Annotated in this window: 17 protein-coding genes and 1 riboswitch; of the genes, 8 read left to right on the forward strand and 9 right to left on the reverse strand. The window is 72.9% G+C overall.

From position 1 onward, the window contains the following. Positions 1-42: 42 nt before the first annotated feature. A complete protein-coding gene (locus ABZ930_RS18230; RefSeq protein ID WP_361548835.1) occupies positions 43-237 on the forward strand; it encodes a hypothetical protein in 195 nt (64 codons plus the stop codon). 83 nt (positions 238-320) lie between these two features. Further along, positions 321-1898 (forward strand): hypothetical protein, encoded by a 1578-nt coding sequence (locus tag ABZ930_RS18235; RefSeq protein ID WP_361548837.1) that lies wholly within the window; start codon positions 321-323, stop codon positions 1896-1898. Positions 1899-1910: 12 nt separating this feature from the next. Here ABZ930_RS18235 and ABZ930_RS18240 read toward each other — a convergent pair whose 3' ends face one another. Next, complete coding sequence (locus ABZ930_RS18240) at positions 1911-3122, reverse strand: phosphodiester glycosidase family protein (RefSeq protein ID WP_361548839.1); 1212 nt, start codon at positions 3120-3122, stop codon at positions 1911-1913. Between the two features lie 68 nt (positions 3123-3190). Continuing rightward, entirely contained in the window at positions 3191-3547 is a 357-nt protein-coding gene (locus tag ABZ930_RS18245; RefSeq protein WP_361548841.1) for a DUF779 domain-containing protein, read from the reverse strand. 74 nt (positions 3548-3621) lie between these two features. Here ABZ930_RS18245 and ABZ930_RS18250 point away from each other — a divergent pair, with 74 nt between their 5' ends. Continuing rightward, positions 3622-3978, forward strand: a complete 357-nt coding sequence (locus ABZ930_RS18250; protein WP_361548843.1) for a hypothetical protein — start codon at positions 3622-3624, stop codon at positions 3976-3978. A 29-nt stretch (positions 3979-4007) separates the two neighbouring features. Here ABZ930_RS18250 and ABZ930_RS18255 read toward each other — a convergent pair whose 3' ends face one another. Beyond that, positions 4008-5171 (reverse strand): hypothetical protein, encoded by a 1164-nt coding sequence (locus tag ABZ930_RS18255; RefSeq protein WP_361548845.1) that lies wholly within the window; start codon positions 5169-5171, stop codon positions 4008-4010. Between the two features lie 336 nt (positions 5172-5507). Here ABZ930_RS18255 and ABZ930_RS18260 point away from each other — a divergent pair, with 336 nt between their 5' ends. Continuing rightward, complete coding sequence (locus ABZ930_RS18260; protein ID WP_361548846.1) at positions 5508-6128, forward strand: L-threonylcarbamoyladenylate synthase; 621 nt, start codon at positions 5508-5510, stop codon at positions 6126-6128. A 22-nt stretch (positions 6129-6150) separates the two neighbouring features. On the opposite strand, the gene ABZ930_RS18265 is transcribed toward ABZ930_RS18260, so the two are convergent. The 5 genes from ABZ930_RS18265 to ABZ930_RS18285 all read right to left on the reverse strand — a co-directional run bounded on the left by ABZ930_RS18265 (position 6151) and on the right by ABZ930_RS18285 (position 11659). After that, positions 6151-7779, reverse strand: a complete 1629-nt coding sequence (locus ABZ930_RS18265; RefSeq protein ID WP_361548848.1) for a helix-turn-helix domain-containing protein — start codon at positions 7777-7779, stop codon at positions 6151-6153. 22 nt (positions 7780-7801) lie between these two features. Then, positions 7802-8587: an ABC transporter ATP-binding protein gene (locus tag ABZ930_RS18270; RefSeq protein ID WP_361548850.1), complete on the reverse strand. Its 786-nt coding sequence runs from the start codon at positions 8585-8587 to the stop codon at positions 7802-7804. Next, a complete protein-coding gene (locus ABZ930_RS18275; RefSeq protein ID WP_361549023.1) occupies positions 8584-9591 on the reverse strand; it encodes an iron chelate uptake ABC transporter family permease subunit in 1008 nt (335 codons plus the stop codon). Before ABZ930_RS18275 ends, ABZ930_RS18270 begins: the two co-directional genes overlap by 4 nt. An 11-nt stretch (positions 9592-9602) precedes the next feature. Further along, positions 9603-10631, reverse strand: a complete 1029-nt coding sequence (locus ABZ930_RS18280) for an ABC transporter substrate-binding protein (RefSeq protein ID WP_361549025.1) — start codon at positions 10629-10631, stop codon at positions 9603-9605. Between the two features lie 66 nt (positions 10632-10697). Then, a riboswitch (cobalamin riboswitch) is annotated at positions 10698-10899 on the reverse strand. A 76-nt stretch (positions 10900-10975) separates the two neighbouring features. Beyond that, complete coding sequence (locus ABZ930_RS18285) at positions 10976-11659, reverse strand: alpha/beta hydrolase (protein WP_361548852.1); 684 nt, start codon at positions 11657-11659, stop codon at positions 10976-10978. Positions 11660-11846: 187 nt separating this feature from the next. Here ABZ930_RS18285 and ABZ930_RS18290 point away from each other — a divergent pair, with 187 nt between their 5' ends. The 3 genes from ABZ930_RS18290 to ABZ930_RS18300 all read left to right on the forward strand — a co-directional run bounded on the left by ABZ930_RS18290 (position 11847) and on the right by ABZ930_RS18300 (position 14809). Beyond that, a complete protein-coding gene (locus tag ABZ930_RS18290; RefSeq protein ID WP_361548854.1) occupies positions 11847-12827 on the forward strand; it encodes a lytic polysaccharide monooxygenase in 981 nt (326 codons plus the stop codon). Positions 12828-12876: 49 nt separating this feature from the next. Beyond that, entirely contained in the window at positions 12877-13407 is a 531-nt protein-coding gene (locus ABZ930_RS18295) for a helix-turn-helix domain-containing protein (protein ID WP_361548856.1), read from the forward strand. A 181-nt stretch (positions 13408-13588) separates the two neighbouring features. Then, a complete protein-coding gene (locus ABZ930_RS18300) occupies positions 13589-14809 on the forward strand; it encodes an MFS transporter (protein WP_361548858.1) in 1221 nt (406 codons plus the stop codon). Positions 14810-14812: 3 nt separating this feature from the next. Here ABZ930_RS18300 and ABZ930_RS18305 read toward each other — a convergent pair whose 3' ends face one another. Beyond that, a complete protein-coding gene (locus tag ABZ930_RS18305) occupies positions 14813-15391 on the reverse strand; it encodes a dihydrofolate reductase family protein (protein ID WP_361548860.1) in 579 nt (192 codons plus the stop codon). A 173-nt stretch (positions 15392-15564) separates the two neighbouring features. On the opposite strand from ABZ930_RS18305, the gene ABZ930_RS18310 reads away from it, so the two are divergent. Beyond that, a complete protein-coding gene (locus ABZ930_RS18310) occupies positions 15565-16359 on the forward strand; it encodes a GAF domain-containing protein (RefSeq protein ID WP_361548862.1) in 795 nt (264 codons plus the stop codon). The last annotated feature ends 29 nt before the right edge of the window (positions 16360-16388 follow it).

Here is a 16388-nt window from a genome sequence, read left to right on the forward strand (position 1 = left end):
GGCCGAAAGCCACGGTGTTGACGTGGCGGAGGAGGTTCGGCGATGTCTCTGTCCATTTCCCTCGTGGTGCTGCTCCTGGTCGTCGCGGTGATCATTCTGCGCAACGGCGCCATGAAGTTCTCCCACGCCCTCGTCTGCGTACTGCTCGGCTTCCTGCTCGCCGGTACGGCCGCGGCCCCCACCATCCATCACGGCATCAGCGCCACCGCGGGCCTGGTCGCCGACCTCACGCCGTGACCGGCACCGGTGGTCGTTGCGGCTTCGTGAACAACTCCCGTATCGGCATGGACACTTCAGGTGACGGCGCCTAGCTTCGCGGCATGCCGCTTCGCAGACAGCTCGCCCGCGCCCTCGCCGTCACGCTGACCGTGGCCGGGCTCGGCCTCGTCGGCCCGGCCGGCGCCGGGGCCGACGAGATCCCCAAGGCCCCGGGCCACCGCCTCGTCCCGCAGTACGAGGGCGCCCCGACCCTGCCGCAGGCCGTCCCCGGCCCGGCCCCCGACCAGCACCCCCACCTCGCGGCGAACGGCCGCAGCGGCATGCACGCGGACGCCTGGGGCAGCGGCACCTACCCCTGGAGCGGCCCGAACGGCAACGCCCCGCAGGTCACCAGCGAGCAGATGGCCGCGCTCGGCGGCGAGTGCGCCACCGTCACCTTCGACAAGGAGGGCCGCATCGTCACCGTGTGCGGCACCTTCACCGGCTTCCTGGTCAAGCTCCTCGACCCGCACAGCCTGAAGACCCTCGCCGAGTACAAGCTCCCGCAGCGTCCCTCCACCGTCGAGGCCCTCACCACGCTCGACTTCTCCAAGATATTCAAGGACACCTCCGGCGGCGCCTACTCCTACCTCGACGACCAGGACCGACTCGTCCTCGCCGACTCCCGCCAGCACATCCAGCGGATCGCCCACACCCTTGCGGCGGACGGCAGTTGGCGGTTCGAGGTCACCGACGACTGGGACCTGACCGGCGTCGTCCCGCACGACTGCGCGTCGTGGACGAACCTCTACCCCAGCGGCGAGTGCGACCCCGTCACCTCCGTGATGCCGGACTGGCAGGGCCGTGTGTGGTGGGTGACCCGGCAGGGCCGTATCGGCACCGTCGACCCCGCCACCGGCACCGTCAGGTCGATCCGGCTGGAGGGGGAGGAGATCCAGAACTCCTTCTCCGTGGCGAAGGACGGCGTCTCGATCGTCACCGACCATGCGCTCTACAGCTTCGACGCCACCGCCGACGGCACCCCGAAGGCCGTGTGGCGCCAGACGTACGACCGCGGCACGGGCACCAAACCCGGCTCCGTGAACCAGGGTTCGGGCACCACCCCCGACCTGTTCGGCATCGAGGACGACTACGTCGCCATCACCGACAACGCGGACGACCGCATGAACGTCCTCGTCTACCGGCGCGACGCCGGCGTCCCCGCCGACGAACGGCTGGTCTGCAAGGTGCCGGTCTTCGGCTCCGGCGCGTCCACGACCGACAACTCCCTGATCTCCCACGGCGACAGCCTCGTCGTCGAGAACAACTACGGCTACGAGAACATCACCTCCCTCACCTTCGGGCGCAGCGTCGTCGGCGGCGTCACCCGCATCGACGTACGCGCCGACGGCAGCGGCTGCGACACGGTGTGGGAGAGCGGTGTGCGCTCCCCCTCCACCGTGCCGAAGCTGTCCACCGCCAACGGGCTGCTGTACTTCTACACCAAGGAGCCCAACTCCCTCGGCGTGGACGCCTGGTACCTCACCGCCGTCGACTTCCGCACCGGCGACACCCGCTTCAAGCGGCTCGTCGGGACCGGTGTCGCCTACGACAACAACTGGGCGCCCGTGACCCTCGGCCCCGACGGCACGGCGTACGTGGGGGTGTTCAACGGACTGGTGGCGGTACGCGACAGCTGACGCGCCCCGGGCTCAGCGCGAGAACACCCCGATCCCGTTGGCCACGGCCCGCTCGGGGGAGTCCGTAGGGTGGTTGAGGACCGCGACCGACGCCGCCCCCGGCTCCCGCGCCACGAGCGTCGACGAGCCGCCGCCGTCGAGACTGAAGGCGTCGACCGACCCCAACGAGGCCATGGCGGCGGCCACTTCGGCCATCGAGAGCCCCGTGCGGTAGGCGGGCGCGCCGTCCAGCGCGAGCAGGACGAGGGTACGGCCGTGGTCGGCGATGCCCGCGGCCGTCCGCACCGCCGAGGTGTTCGCGTCGAGCCCGGCCAGCGGCGTGCCGTCCCGCAGTACCGGATAGCCGCCGACGGCGAACCGCAGCGGGACCCGGGAGTCCGTCGCGACCAGACGGTGGCGCACGGACACCGAGTCGCCCGGCGACAGCTTGCGCAGCCACTGCGCGCCCGCCTCCCGCCCGACCAGCACGGTGGTGCCGGCCGGTATCGCGCCGCTGCCCGGAGTGTCCGCCGCGGCCACGACCCGGCCGCGCCGCACCGACACCTCGTACGTGTCCGTACTGCACGGCGCGGCCCGCACCGTGTCCGTGCCGCACGTCGCCCGCAGCCGGGACACGCTGCCCCAGTCCGCGGTGAACGCGCCCACCGAACCGACGGGCAGCGCGTACTGGTTCAGCCCGCCGAGCGCCACCGAGTCGGCCCGGGCGCGGACCGTGCCGTCCAGGGCGAGGCTGTCGAGGCGGGCCCGGCGGTCGACGCCGACCCCGAGCACGTCCCGGGTGGAGGTGCCCGGCGGCAGGGCGGGCCCGAACCGCTGGCCGTCCGGCACCGCGGCCTTCAGGGTGTGCCCGCCCCCGATCGCCGGGCCGACCGCGGCGCCCGTCGCCTCGACGCCCGGATGCTGGGTCTCGGTGATGTTGAAGAAGTCGCCGTTGACGCCGCCCACGGCGCCCCGCGCGTCGGCCATCGCCGAAACGGTCGCCCGCGCCCCCACCGCGCCCGGGTGCAGCAGATCGACACGTACCTTCGGATCGCGCAGATCGACGGTCAGGACATGGGCGTGCGCCGTGCCCTTGGCGGCCGGGATGTCGAACTCGGCGTAGGTGACGCCGGACGCCACCCGCCTCTCCCCGGACGCGGCACCGGCCGGAGCGGCTCCCGTCAGCGCCGCTCCGGCCAGCATTCCCGCCACCGCGAAAGCCGAGAGGAACCTTCTGCGTCTCATGCTGAATGTGCCGTCAACTCTCCTCTGCATCAGGGGATTTCAGCAGAAGAGAGGGTCCCCGTCGATGGCTAGGCGTCGACCAGCCGGGAACGGATCAGGAAACGAACCCCCTCCGGCGCCTCCAGCGAGAAGCCGCTGCCCCGGCCCTCGACGACATCGACGATGAGGCGGGTGTGACTCCACACGTCGTACTGGCTTCTGGACATCCAGAACGACACCGGCTCCGCCACCCCCTCCACCGTCAGGTCCTGGAGCAGGACGTCCGAGCCGCCGGTGCGGAACTCGCCCGCCGGATAGCACATCGGGGCGCTGCCGTCGCAGCAGCCGCCGGACTGGTGGAACATCAGCGGGCCGTGGACCGCGCGCAGCCGCCGCAGCAGGTCGGCGGCCGCGGACGTCAGCTCCACGCGGGGTACGTCGGTCATGCGGGCGAGTATCCGGGGCGGGACGTTGCGACGACGTTGCACGCGTGGGCGCCGCGCCCGCATAGGCTCCCCGCATGGAACAGAGGGAGATCATCCTGCGGGCCATCGGTGTGCTCACCGAGACGCAGGAGATGGTACGCAGGCTCAGCGACGGAGAGGAACTGGACACCGATCTGTCCCAGCTGGGGCAGCTGGTGTCGGAGGTGTTCCCGACGGTGGAGATCCCGGCCGGGGCCACCGCGGAACAGGCGGCGGAACTGACCATCGCCGCGCTCATGCCGGCCAGTGTGTCGCTCGTCGAGGCGTTCGCGTTCCTCTTCACGCAGCTCGCCAAGGTGCACGACGAGGGACGCGCCGACGTCAACTCCATCGAACTGCTCAGAGAGATCGCGCTGCGGATGTCCGACCCGGGCGAGACCGGGTCGGACTGACCTCAGGGAGCCGAGGTGTTCCGCGCGCCCTACTTGTTCGGGTCGCGGAACCGGCCGAAGGCCTTCGTCAGCGCGCTCAGCGGCGAGCCGTCCGGCTTCGTGCCGGGCGGCGTCAACGGCAGGCTCGACGGCACACCGCCCTCGCTCCTGCGGGCCTCGTTCAGCGCGGACTGCGCCGCCTCGGCCGCCTCCTTGTACGCGTCACGGGACTTGGTCATCGCCTCCAGCGCCTCCGCGTAGCGGCCGACCATGTCCTGCGCGTGCGCCAGCTCCTCGTCCGGCGTCAGCAGGTGCCAGCCCTTGCGCAGCCGGGCGAGCGCCTGCTCCGCGTCCTCGGGCAGCGGCCTCGGCAGCGTCGCGAACTCGATGATCCTGGCGATGAGTTCGGAGGGCTCACTGCCGTTCAGGAACACGTTCGGCACCGCGGCGCGCTCCGCGTCGTAGCCCGGCAGCGGCGGCTGCGTCGGCAGCACGACGGCGCCGCCGCGCGGCATCCGCACACCCAGCTCCCGCTTCAGCGCGGCATCCGCGATCTGCGACTGCTCGGGCGACGCCCGGTGCTCTATCACCCGGTGCCGCAGGCTCGGCGGCAGGAACCGTGTGACCGGCCGCTCGCCGCGCGCGTCCGGCGTCATCGCCTCGTGCACCACGACGTGCGTGTACCAGCTGCGCCGCGTCCAGTCCCTGACCTGGTGGCGCAGCTCGTCGGGATCCTTGGGCAGATGGTTCGTGGCCCGCAGCCGCAGCCCCGAGACCGTGTCGTGGTCCCAGCCGACCCGGTCGCTGTCCGGCCAGAACATCGTCGCGGGCGACGTCCAGCCCAGGTCCCAGGGCCGCTCGGCCTCGGCGGCGAGCACCCAGACGATGCCGTCGCCCTCCCTGCGGCGCGCCTCGATGTCGTACGTCGTCAGCTGTGCGCGCACCGTGACGTCGTCGGCGACCCGCCACCGTGCCTCGAACTGCCGGCGGGCGAGCGGGCCCGGGTCGGCGTCCTCGTCACGCGGATGCAGCACGGAGGAGCGCGCCGCCTCGACCGGATCGAGGTCGAGGAAGTCGTCGAGCACCCCGGCCGCCTTGAGGGCGATCAGGTTGCGCCGGACGTCCTGCTCGGGCTCGTGCCCGAGGTGCCGCCCACGGGACAGCCACACGGTGTCGGGGGCGGGAGTGAAGGAAGAGTTCTTCTTGGAGGTCATGGAGTCGTTCTGTGGGCGGTCGGGGCGCAGACAGTATGGTCCGAGAACCTGTCGCCGCGCTCGGTCGGGGTGGGTCGGTGTCGGGATTGTCGCGCGTGGGCGCGGAATCCGTCGGACGGCGAATGCCGGGTGTGTCGTGTTCCGCCGTACGCCGCAGCGCGCGTGCGCGCCGACCGGTGTCTGTGCCGGTGCCCGCGCCCCTGTGGGGAGCGGGGCGCCGTCCGTCGCCGTGCGGGAGTTCCGCGCATGTCCCGATCCGCCTTTCCCTCTGCCGTTCCCGTCCGCCGCGCCCGTCCGCGCCGCCGTCTGCCGTTCCTGATCCCGTAGGCTCGGCGGATGGCCAGGTACTTCGACGTCCACCCCGCGAACCCGCAGGCACGCATCATCGGAGCGGTTGCCGACGGCATCCGAGACAGTGCACTCGTCGCCTACCCCACGGACTCCTGTTATGCACTCGGCTGCCGCCTCGGCAACCGGGAAGGTGTCGACCGGATCCGCTCGATCCGGCACCTCGACGACAAACACCACTTCACGCTCGTCTGCCAGGACTTCGCGCAACTGGGCAGATTCGTGATGATCGACAACGACGTGTTCCGTGCGATCAAGGCGGCCACCCCGGGCAGCTACACCTTCATCCTGCCCGCGACCCGGGAGGTGCCGCGGCAGCTCCAGCACCCGAAGAAGAAGACGGTGGGTGTCCGCATCCCCGACCATGTCGTCACCCAGGCGCTCCTCGCCGAGCTCGGTGAGCCCTTGCTGTCCAGCACCCTGCTGCTGCCCGGCGAGGACGAGCCGCTCACCCAGGGCTGGGAGATCAAGGAGCGGCTCGACCACGTCGTGGACGCCGTGCTCGACTCCGGCGACTGCGGCACCGAACCCACCACCGTGGTCGACTTCTCGTCCGGCGAGGCCGAGATCGTGCGGCGCGGCGCAGGGGATCCCGACCGCTTCGAGTGAGTCCCGCAGGCGGACCCGCCCGTCAGCGCGTCGGGAACGGGCGGTCCGGCGCCGTCGGCGTGTCGAGCGCGAGCCGCAGGTGCAGTACGGCCGCCAGCCGGTGCTCGGCGTCGTCCAGATCGATCCCGGTCAGGGCGACGGCACGCCGGATGCGGTAGCGCAGCGTGTTCGGATGGACGTTCAGCTCCTTGGCGACCGAGGCCACGTCACCGAACGCGTCGAGGTAGCGCAAAAGCGAGCGGGCCGTGTCACCACCGTGGGTGCGGTCGTGCTCGACGAGCGCGGCGACGGCGGGCCAGCGCACCTGCGGGGCCTCGCGCAACAGATCGATCGTGTCGCGCACCAGCAGCGCCGGAGTCAGCCGGGTGTGCGTGGTGACCGGATCGTCCGGGGTGCGGGCCATCAGCTGCAGGCCGCGGAAGCCGCGCATCTTCACCGTGGGCACGTCGTTGAGCCGGGTCGCCCGGCCCGCGAGGACGGCCTGCACCGCGCTGCCGGTGAGACGCCGCAGCGTGACGACCAGATCGGCGGCCCAGCGTTCCAGGGGAGCCTCGTCCGCGGGCGCCCCGGCCGGGCACGGCAGGATCGCGTAGATCTGGCCGCAGGCCTGGGCGATCAGCGCGTGCTCCCGGTGGGCCGCGGCGTGCACCGAGACGACCCCGGCCGCCTCGGCGCGCTGCGCGTCGGTGCCGTCGGACCCCAGCCGCAGATCGACCGCGACGACATCGGCCGACGCCGCCGGGTCCACCCCCAGATGGGCGGCGAGCGCGCCCGCGTCGAACCGCCCGGTGAGCAGCCCGTGACTCAGCTCCTCGCGCGAGCCGAGACGGGCCCGCGCGTCTCCCCGGAAGTAGTGGTCGACCAGCTGGAACGAGGCGAGCCGCGCCGCGCCGCGCAGCACCTCGGCCGCGTTCGCGGCCAGCGGACCCGCACCCTCCTGCACCCAGATCGTGCCGAGCGGACGGCGGCCCGCGTTCATCCCGATCACCAGCCGCGCGCGGGCGCCCAGTTGAGGCTGCGCGGCGACCGCGATCACCTCGTCGCTCTCCCGGACCCGCCGGTAGACGCCCTGCTCGCGCAGCAGTTCCAGATAGGGGGCGGGGCAGTCGCGGCCGAGCACCGAGCGGCGGCGCAGGTCGTCGGCCTCCTCGCCGGGGCCCGCGTACGCGACGACACGGTGCGCGCCGTCCTCGACGCTGACCACACCCCGGGTCAGGGTCGCCACGGTCTGGGCCAGCGAGAACAGGTCCCGGCCGCTGTCGGCGCCGGGCCGGCCGCCGTACGCGAGCACCGCCCGCAGCTCGGATTCGGCCCGGTCCCAGCGCAGCCCGGCCGGCACACCGAGCAGGGGAACACCCGCCCGTTCCGCCGCGTCCTTCGTGGTCGGCGGGAGCAGGCCGTCGCCGACCTTGAACGCCACGGCGGCCGCGCCCGCCACCGCCGCCGCGCCGAGGAAGGCGGCGGCCTCGTCGGCGCGTACCCCCACCCCCAGCACCAGCGCCCCCGCGACATCGTCCAGCGGCTCGTCGGGGCCCGCCACGACGACGTCGGCGACCGGCGTGTCCACCTGTCCCGACCAGGCCGCGCCCGGGCCGAGGGCGTCGGCGAGCTGGCGTACGGACGGCAGGGCGGCGGCGAGTGCGTCGGGCATCGGCACAGAGTAGTGAGCGTTCCTAGGAATCGCGCGCGAGGGTCCCCAGAAACCGGATGTGCGGACGCATCCCCGGCTCCGGGACGCTCACCCGGGCGCGGACCCCGTACACGTCCGCGATCAACTCCTCGGTGAGGACCTTCTCCGGGGCGCCCGCCGCGACGACCCGGCCCCGGCACACCACGACGACCTGCGCGCAGTACGTGGCGGCCAGATTCAGGTCGTGCAGCGCGACGACGCTCGTCAGGCCGAGGCCCGTGATCAGGTCGAGCAGTTCCAACTGGTGCTGGATGTCGAGGTGGTTGGTCGGCTCGTCGAGCAGCAGCTCGCGCGGTTCCTGGGCCAGGGCGCGCGCGATCTGCACCCGCTGGCGTTCGCCGCCCGACAGGGTGTGCCACAGCCGGTGCGCCTTGTCGGCCAGGCCGCTGCGCTCCAGCGCGGAGCGGACCGCGGTCTCGTCGGCCGCGGACGCCGGAGCCCAGGCGCGGCGGTGCGGGATCCGGCCGAGCCGCACCACGTCGGCGACCGTCAACTCGACCTGGGTGTCGGTCTGTTGCTCGACCACGGCGATCCGCCGCGCGACCGTGCGGCGCGATACGTCCGCGAGCGGCACGCCGTCGAGGGTGACGACACCCGAGTCCGGGGCGAGCACCCCGGCGAGCAGCCTCAGCAGGGTCGACTTGCCCGAGCCGTTCGGGCCGAGCAGGCCCGTCACGGTGCCGGGGCGCGGCGCGAGCGCCACCCCGTCGAGGATCAGTGCGCCGCCGGCCGACCGGGACACGCGCTCCGCGCGCAGCCCGCCCGTCACCGGACGGCCCTGCGCCGGTACAGCACCAGCACGAACGCGGGCACACCGATCAAGGACGTCACCACTCCCACCGGAACCTCCTGCGGCGCGAGGACCGTGCGCGCCGCCGTGTCCACCCACACCAGGAACACCGCGCCGGCGAGCGCCGTCACCGGCAGCAGCCGGGTGTGCCCGGGCCCGACCAGGGCCCGCGCCGCGTGCGGCAGCACCAGACCGACGAAGCCGATCGCACCCGCCGCACTCACCAGGACCGCCGTCAGCAGCGCCGTCACACACAGCAGGATCAGCCGGGTCCGGGCCACCCGGACGCCCAGCGCGGCCGCCGCCTCCGGGCCGAAGGCGAACGCGTCGAGCGTGCGCCCGTACCCGAGACACACCACCAGCGCGAGAAACAGGACCGCGCAGCACAGCCACACCTCGGTCCAGCCGACGCCGCCGAGCGAGCCGAGCAGCCAGAACAGCACGCCGCGCGTGGTCTCCGCATCGGCGGCCGTCAGCACCACGACCGAGGTCAGCGCGGAGAACAACTGCATCGCGGCCACCCCGCTGAGCACCACCCGGTCCGTCGTGCCGCCCAGGGTGTGACTGAGCACCAGCACCAGCGCGAACGAGACGACCGCGCCGATGAACGCGCCGCCGGACACCGACAGGGCGCCGCCGCCCACTCCGAGGACCACGACGAGCACGGCGCCCGTCGACGCCCCCGAGGACACCCCCAGCACGAACGGATCGGCGAGCGGATTGCGCAGCAGCGCCTGCAGCACCGTGCCGCACACGGCGAGCCCGGCCCCGCACACGGCCGCGAGCAGCGTCCGCGGCAGCCGCAGATTCCATACGATGCCGTCGCGGATCGGCGACAGGTCCGAGCTGCCCCAGCCGAGCCGCGCGCCCACCGCCGACCACACGTCGCCGACCCCGATCCGCGCGGGCCCGAAGGTGATCGCCACGGCGACGGACGCCAACAGCGCGAACACCCCCGCCGCCCAGTAGAGACCGGAGCGCAGCGTCGCGGCACTCACCGGCCGAGACCGAACGCGCCGACCGCGGCGGCCACCTTCTCCAGCCCGTCCACGGTGCGGATCGTCGGATTCATGTCCTGCCCGCTCAGCCGCACGTACCGCTTCTCCCGCACCGCCGTCATGTTCTTCGTGACGGGGTCCGACTCCAGAAACCTGATCTTCTGGGCGGCGGACTCGGCCGACTGCGAGCGGCGGGTCAGATCACCGATGACGAGGACGTCCGGATCGCGGTCGGCGACGGTCTCCCAGCCGATCTGCGGCCACTCGTCGTGGGTGTCGTCGAAGACGTTGCGCAGCTTCAGCTCCTTGGTGATGACACCCGGAGCGCCGCAACAGCCCGCCATGTAGGGGGAGTCGGAGTTCGCGAACCAGTACAGCACGCTGACGCCCGACGTGTCGGCGGCCGAAGTCGCCTTCTCCACGCGGGCCGTGAGCGTGTCGATGAGCTTCTCGCCCCGCTTCTCCACGTGGAAGATCCGCGCCAGGTCACGTATCTCGCCGTAGACCGTGTCGAGGGTGAGCGCCTTGGTGCGCGCGCCGTCGCCGTCGCCGCTGTTGTCCTTGCCGGCGCAGTCGCCGGGGGAGAGATAGGTGGGGACGCCGAGTTCGGCGAACTTCTCGCGCGACGCCACCCCGCCCTTGCTGAGCGTGTACGTGAAAGAGGCCGCGGCGAAGTCGGGTTCGGTGGACAGGACCTTCTCGAAGGACGGATAGCGGTCCGCGAGCCGCGGCACCTTCGCGTTCGCCTTCTCGAGCCCCTTGAGGACCGGGTCCGTCCAGGTGCCGGTGCCCACCATCCGGTCGGCGAGACCGAGCGACAGCATGATCTCCGCCGAGCCCTGGTCGAGGGCCACGGCCCGCTTCGGCGCGTGGTCGACGCGTACCTTCGTACCGCAGTTGTCGACCGTGACCCCGCGTCCCGGCTTCGCGTCGGTGCCGGTCGATCCTCCGCACCCGGTCAGGAGCAGGGCAGCGGCCAACAGCGGTGCGGCACGGCGGACGTGACGGGTGAAACGGGCGGGCAGCACGGGGAATCCTCTGCGTCCAGGGCTCATACGCGGAGCCGGTCTACGGTCCACCCCCGGCCGCGGAACGCCCCGGAGGCCGCCAGCAGGTCTTCGGACTCGGGGTCGTCCGCGCGAAGCGCCTTCCCAGACCGTGTCACCGGCCCAGTGGCTGTGGCTCCGCCCGTCACCCTCACCGCTGCGCGTCAGTTCCGGATTTGCACCGGATTCCCTGACCCGTGCACGAGCAAGATCGTGCAAAGGTACGACTGGCCCGGCGAAAGTATCACGGGCCGGGCGAGGCTCCCGCCGCCGGGGTTTTCGGGAGCGCGGGCCGACGTCGGCCGCCCGCCGGTGACCCTGCGTCAGGCGCCGAGGAACGCGCGGACCTCCGTGACGAACTCCTCCGGAGCCTCCCGGTGGACCAGGTGGCCGACCGGGACGGTCAGCAGCCGCCCGCCGGGAATCCGCCGGGCCAGCTCCGCGACGCCGTCCTGCGGCACATGACTCAGCGGCCCGCCCGCCACCACCAAAGTCTCGGCGGTGATCGCGGCGAGCAGGTCCGCCCAGTGCGCGGGCGGTGTGTCGAGCTGCCGCCTGACCGCCACCACCATCTCCCAGTCGAAGGCCAGGTCCCCGTCGGGGCGGACCAGCGGGGGAGGCGTCCGCGGGCGGGGCAGCGGGACGTCCTCGAGAACCAGCCGCGTCACCCGCTCCGGCGCGGCCGCCGCCAGCAGACAGGCGACCACGCCGCCCATGGAGTGCGCGACGACCCGCACCCGGTCGAGCCCCAGAGCGTCCAGGAACGCGGTCACGTCGTCCCGCATCAGCTCCAGGGAGTACCGGTCCGGCCAGTCGCTCTGCCCGTGCCCGCGCAGGTCGAGGGCGTACACCCGGTGGTCGCGGGCGAACTCCGGTGCCACCTGCGCCCAGTCGGCCGCGCCCTCCCCGAGACCGTGCAGCAGCAGAAGCGGCACGGCGTCCGGCGGCCCCGACACCTCGTAGGACAGGGAGATCCCCGACACCCGCACCGTGCGCCGCTCCGGCATGCCTCCGCGCTCCCCGCCCCGGCCGGCCCACGCGCCGACCGTGAAGATCAGTTGATCCCGCGAGGCTACGTCATCGCGGACCGGCCGGAAACGGACCGTCGGCGCCCGCCGCGCGGCAACCGAATCCGTGGTGGCGCCGACTACGGGTCGTACCGCTCGTCGGAGCCCTCCCGAAGGAGACAGTCCCATGACGGTTCCCTCCCGCGCGGCCGCGCTGGCCGGAGCGGCAGGCATCGCAGTCGCCGCCGTACTGGCCGTGCCGTCCCCGGCCGCCGCGCACGGTGTCGCCCTGATGCCCGGCTCGCGCACCTACCTCTGCTACAAGGACCTGCTCGCCAACTCCTCCACCCAGATGCCCACCAACCCCGCCTGCAAGGCGGCCGTCCAGGAGGCGGGCACCGCACCGCTGTACAACTGGTTCGCGGTCCTCGACTCCCAAGCGGGCGGGCGCGGCGCGGGCTACGTCCCGGACGGCACCCTGTGCAGCGCCGGCGACCGCAGCCCGTACGACTTCTCGCCCTACAACGCGGCCCGCACCGACTGGCCGCTCACCCACCTCACGGCGGGCGCCACCCTTCAGGTCAAGTACAGCAACTGGGCCCAGCACCCCGGCAGGTTCGAGGTGTACGTCACCAAGGAGGGCTTCGATCCCCAGCAGCCACTGGGCTGGGCCGACCTGGAGCAGGTGCAGACCGTCCAGGACCCGCCGCACGAGGGCGGCCCGGGCACCGAGGACGGCCACTACTACTGGGACCTCCGGCTGCCCGAGCGCACCGGCCGCCAGATGCTGTTCGTCCAGTGGATCCGCTCCGACAGCCAGGAGAACTTCTTCTCCTGCTCGGACGTCGTCTTCGACGGCGGATCCGGCGAGGTGACCGGGCTGACCGGCGGCGAGCAGTCCGCCCGCGAGGCGGCCGCGCTCGGTGTCGGCTCCCAGGCCGCCGGTGGTGTGCACGCGGCCCACCACGCGGACACGGCCCGGGGGAACACGGAGGAGGGCCAGTCGCGGGGGCAGACCGCATCGGCCCGGGCCGAGACCGGCCCGAGCCCGGTCGCCGCGCTCGTCGGAGCCGCGGCCGGAGCGGTGGCCCTGGCCGGGGTCGCGCTCGCCGCGCTGCGCCATCGCGGGCGGACGGCCGGGGTGCCGGTCAGAGCAGCGCGGCGGTGAACGTCCGCAGCAGGGCAGCCGTCCCCGCCGGATCCTCCAGGATGGGCGTGTGCCCCGAGCCGGGCAGCCAGGCGACCCGCGCGCCCGGTACCTAGGCTCCGTCGTCACCGGGCCCGGCTTCGGCAGCGGGGGCACCGTCCGGGTGCGCGAACAGCTCGCCGAGGCCGCCTCCTGGGAGGAACGCTTCACCCGGGTCGGCGCGGTCCTCGCCCGGCGCCGCGCGCAGCGCCCGCCGGTGGACCCGGAGGTGGCCCGGGCCTGGCGGCGGATCGCCGCACAGCCCGGGCTCATCCGCGTCGACCTCGGCTGGAGCCGGCGGCGCCTGTGGGCCCGCTTCGGCGCCCAACTCGGCATGCCGCCCAAGCACGCAGCGAAACTGATCCGTTTCGACCGTGCCGTCCACCGCCTGGTCGCGGGCGAGTCCACGGCCCAAGTCGCCGTGGACACCGGCTACTTCGACCAGTCGCGTCTGCATCGCGACATCCGGTCCTTCACCGGCCTGACCCCGAGGGCCGTGGCGGGCGAGCCGTTCCTGACCGTCGACGACACGGTGTGGCCGGACGCTGCCCCGATGTCGTGACACACATCACCGAAGCGGGCTGCCGATCCTGGAATGCGCGGCCGGACCAGACGGCTGCACTGCAGGTCACGTACGTTTCGGGGCCGCCGATTTTGGCCCTGGGTGTCCGTGAATATCCTTGAACGTTCCGGCAAAAACCGCCTGCCCCGCCCCGCACGTCTTCGAAAGGTTCTCCCGCACCATGCCGCTGGCCCTGTTGGCCCTGGCCGTTGTCGCATTCGGCATCGGCACGACCGAGTTCGCCACGATGGGGCTGCTGCCCCAGATAGCCGACGGCGTCCATGTCTCCGTGCCGCACGCGGGCAACCTCGTCTCGGCCTACGCCCTCGGCGTCGTCGTCGGCGCCCCCCTGCTCACCGGCATCGGCGCGCGCATCCCGCACAAGCGGCTGCTGCTGCTCCTGACCGGCCTGTTCGTCCTCGGCAACGCCGCGTCCGCGCTCGCCCCCTCCTTCGGCACGCTCTTCGCCGCCCGCTTCCTGGCGGGCCTGCCGCACGGCGCGCTGTTCGGGGTGGGCGCCGTCGTGGCCTCCCGTCTCGTCGCCCCGGACCGGGCGGCCCGCGCCGTGTCGAAGATGTTCCTCGGACTCACCGTCGCGAACATCGTCGGCGTGCCCGCCGGCACCGCCCTCGGCCAGCAGCTCGGCTGGCGCGCCGCCTACTGGGCCGTCGCCGTCATCGGTGTCGTCGCCCTCGTCGCGCTCGCCGTCTTCGTCCCGCACCAGCCGCGCGGCGAGCAGTCCGGCATCCGGCACGAGCTGCGCGCCATGGGCAACAAGCAGGTCATGCTCGGCCTGGCCACGGCCGTCGTCGGCTTCGGCGGCTTCTTCGCCGTCTACAGCTACCTCGTCCCCATGCTGACGCACCTCACCGGCATCTCGGACTCCTCCACCACCCTGGTCCTCGCGCTGTACGGCGTCGGCATGACGGCCGGCACCCTCCTCGCGGGCCCGCTCACCGACCGCGCGCTGCGCCCGACCCTGTACGGCGGACTCGCCCTCCTCGCCGCGGCGCTGGTGACGTTCTACTTCACCGTCCACAGCACCGTGCCCGCCCTGCTGACGATCACCTTCATCGGGGCGATGGGCTCGCTCATCACCACGCCGGTCCAGATGCTCCTCATGGCCAAGGCGAAGAACGCCCCCACCATGGCCGCCGCCTCCAACCACTCCGCGTTCAACCTGGCCAACGCCGGTGGCGCGTGGATCGGCGGTCTGGTCATCTCCGCCGGCTGGGGCTGGGCCGCGCCCAACCTCGCCGGAGCGGTGCTCGCCGTCGCCGGCCTGGGGCTCGCGCTCGTGGCCGGTCTGACCGACCGGGGCGGCCGGCGCTCCGAGGTGGCCGCGGTGTCGCACGGCGAGAACGCCGGGCAGCCCGCACCGGTGGAGGCGCAGGGGCGCTGACGTTCAGGGGTGCAGGGTGGGCCGGTAGCTCAGCTCCAGGATGTCGCCGTCGAGCGTCCGGCTCTCGAGCAGTTCCAGGTCGAAGTCCTCCGCGCCCGCGAAGACCGGGCCGAGCCCGGTACGGCCGGTGATCACGGGGAAGACGGTCACCTGCACCCGGTCGACCAGACCGGCGGCCATCAGCGCCCGGTTCATCGCCAGGCTGCCGTGCGAGCGCAGCGGCACCGCCGACTCCTCCTTGAGCCGGGCGACGACCTCGACGGCGTCCCCCTTCTCCACGGTGGCGTCGGGCCAGTCGAGGGGGCCTTCCAGCGTCGACGACACCACCGTCGCCGGAAGGCTCCTCATCCGGGTGACCCAGGGGTCCCGCACGTCGGAGCCCTCGGTGCTCGCGGCCAGCATCTGCGCGAACAGCCGGTAGGTGTTCGCCCCGAGGACCATCCGCTGGTCGGTGTCGTACAGGGCGAGTCGGTGGTCGAGCAGCTCAGGCCCCTGCTTGCCCCAGTACCCGGTCCAGTCACCGCCGGCGGCGCCGAAGCCGTCGAGGCTGGAGAAGACGTCGAAGGTGTACGTGGTGGTCATGGCGCTCTCCTCGTCCGCGGGCGTTCCCGGGTGAACGCCCCGTCGGAGAGAGAGACCGTTCGACGCGGCGGGACTCATCGCCCGGGGAAGGATCGGCCCGGGATCCGCTCGGCCTGCCGGAAAGCTCTAGGCTTGAGGGGCGTCGTCAGCACGGTCAGGGGCGGGTGGAGCACATGGCGTGGTCCGTATCGGTGCCGGGCATCGAGGTGTCGGTCGCCGCGCAGCCCGAGCGGACGATCGTGCACGTCGCCGGACGCCTCGACCAGGATGCCGTGGTCGCGCTGCGACAGCAGTTGTCGGACCACGACCGCTGCCTGGTCCTCGACTTCAGCAAGGTGTCCTTCGTGGGGTTCGCCGGAGTGGCCCTCGTCGAAGCCGTCGCCGAGCAGGTGCGCGCCGCGGGCGGCGAGTTGGAGGTCTGGGGCGTGGACGACCCCTGGCTGCGCCATCTGCACGACAGCGGCAGGCTGCGCGCCCTGTGCCGGAGCGCCGGCAGCGGAGTGGAGACCACGGACCCGGCCCAGAGCCGCAACCGGCTGGTGATGCGGGAGGCGCTGGCGGCGGCGCTGCGCGTGACCGGGGCCCCGATGGGCAACGCCCAACTCCTGGACTCCGCCTCGCGGTCCCTGCGCATCACGACCCAGCGAGGCTTCCACCAGCCGTTCCTGGACTTCTTCCGCCGCGTCGAGACCACGGCGCACGGCAGCGCCTGCGGAGCGGCCGCCGAGCGGCGCGACGCCGTCTACGTGGAGGACGTCCGTGTCTGCGAGCTGTTCGTGGGCACCCCCGCGGCGGAGGTGCTGGAGGAGGCCGGGGTGCGGGCCGTCGCGTCGCTGCCCGTGCTGTCGGCGGCGGGCGACCTGGCGGGGATGTTCTCCACCCACTTCGCCCGGCCCACCGTGTGGACGCCCGAGGTGCGGCGCGAGCTGGCCTACGTGGCCGAGGCGGCCGGCCGCCTGATCCGCTGAGCGGACACTTCCTTCGTCCGCAGGCAAAG

This window comes from Streptomyces sp. NPDC046716 (assembly GCF_040645755.1).
Lineage (GTDB): Bacteria > Actinomycetota > Actinomycetes > Streptomycetales > Streptomycetaceae > Streptomyces.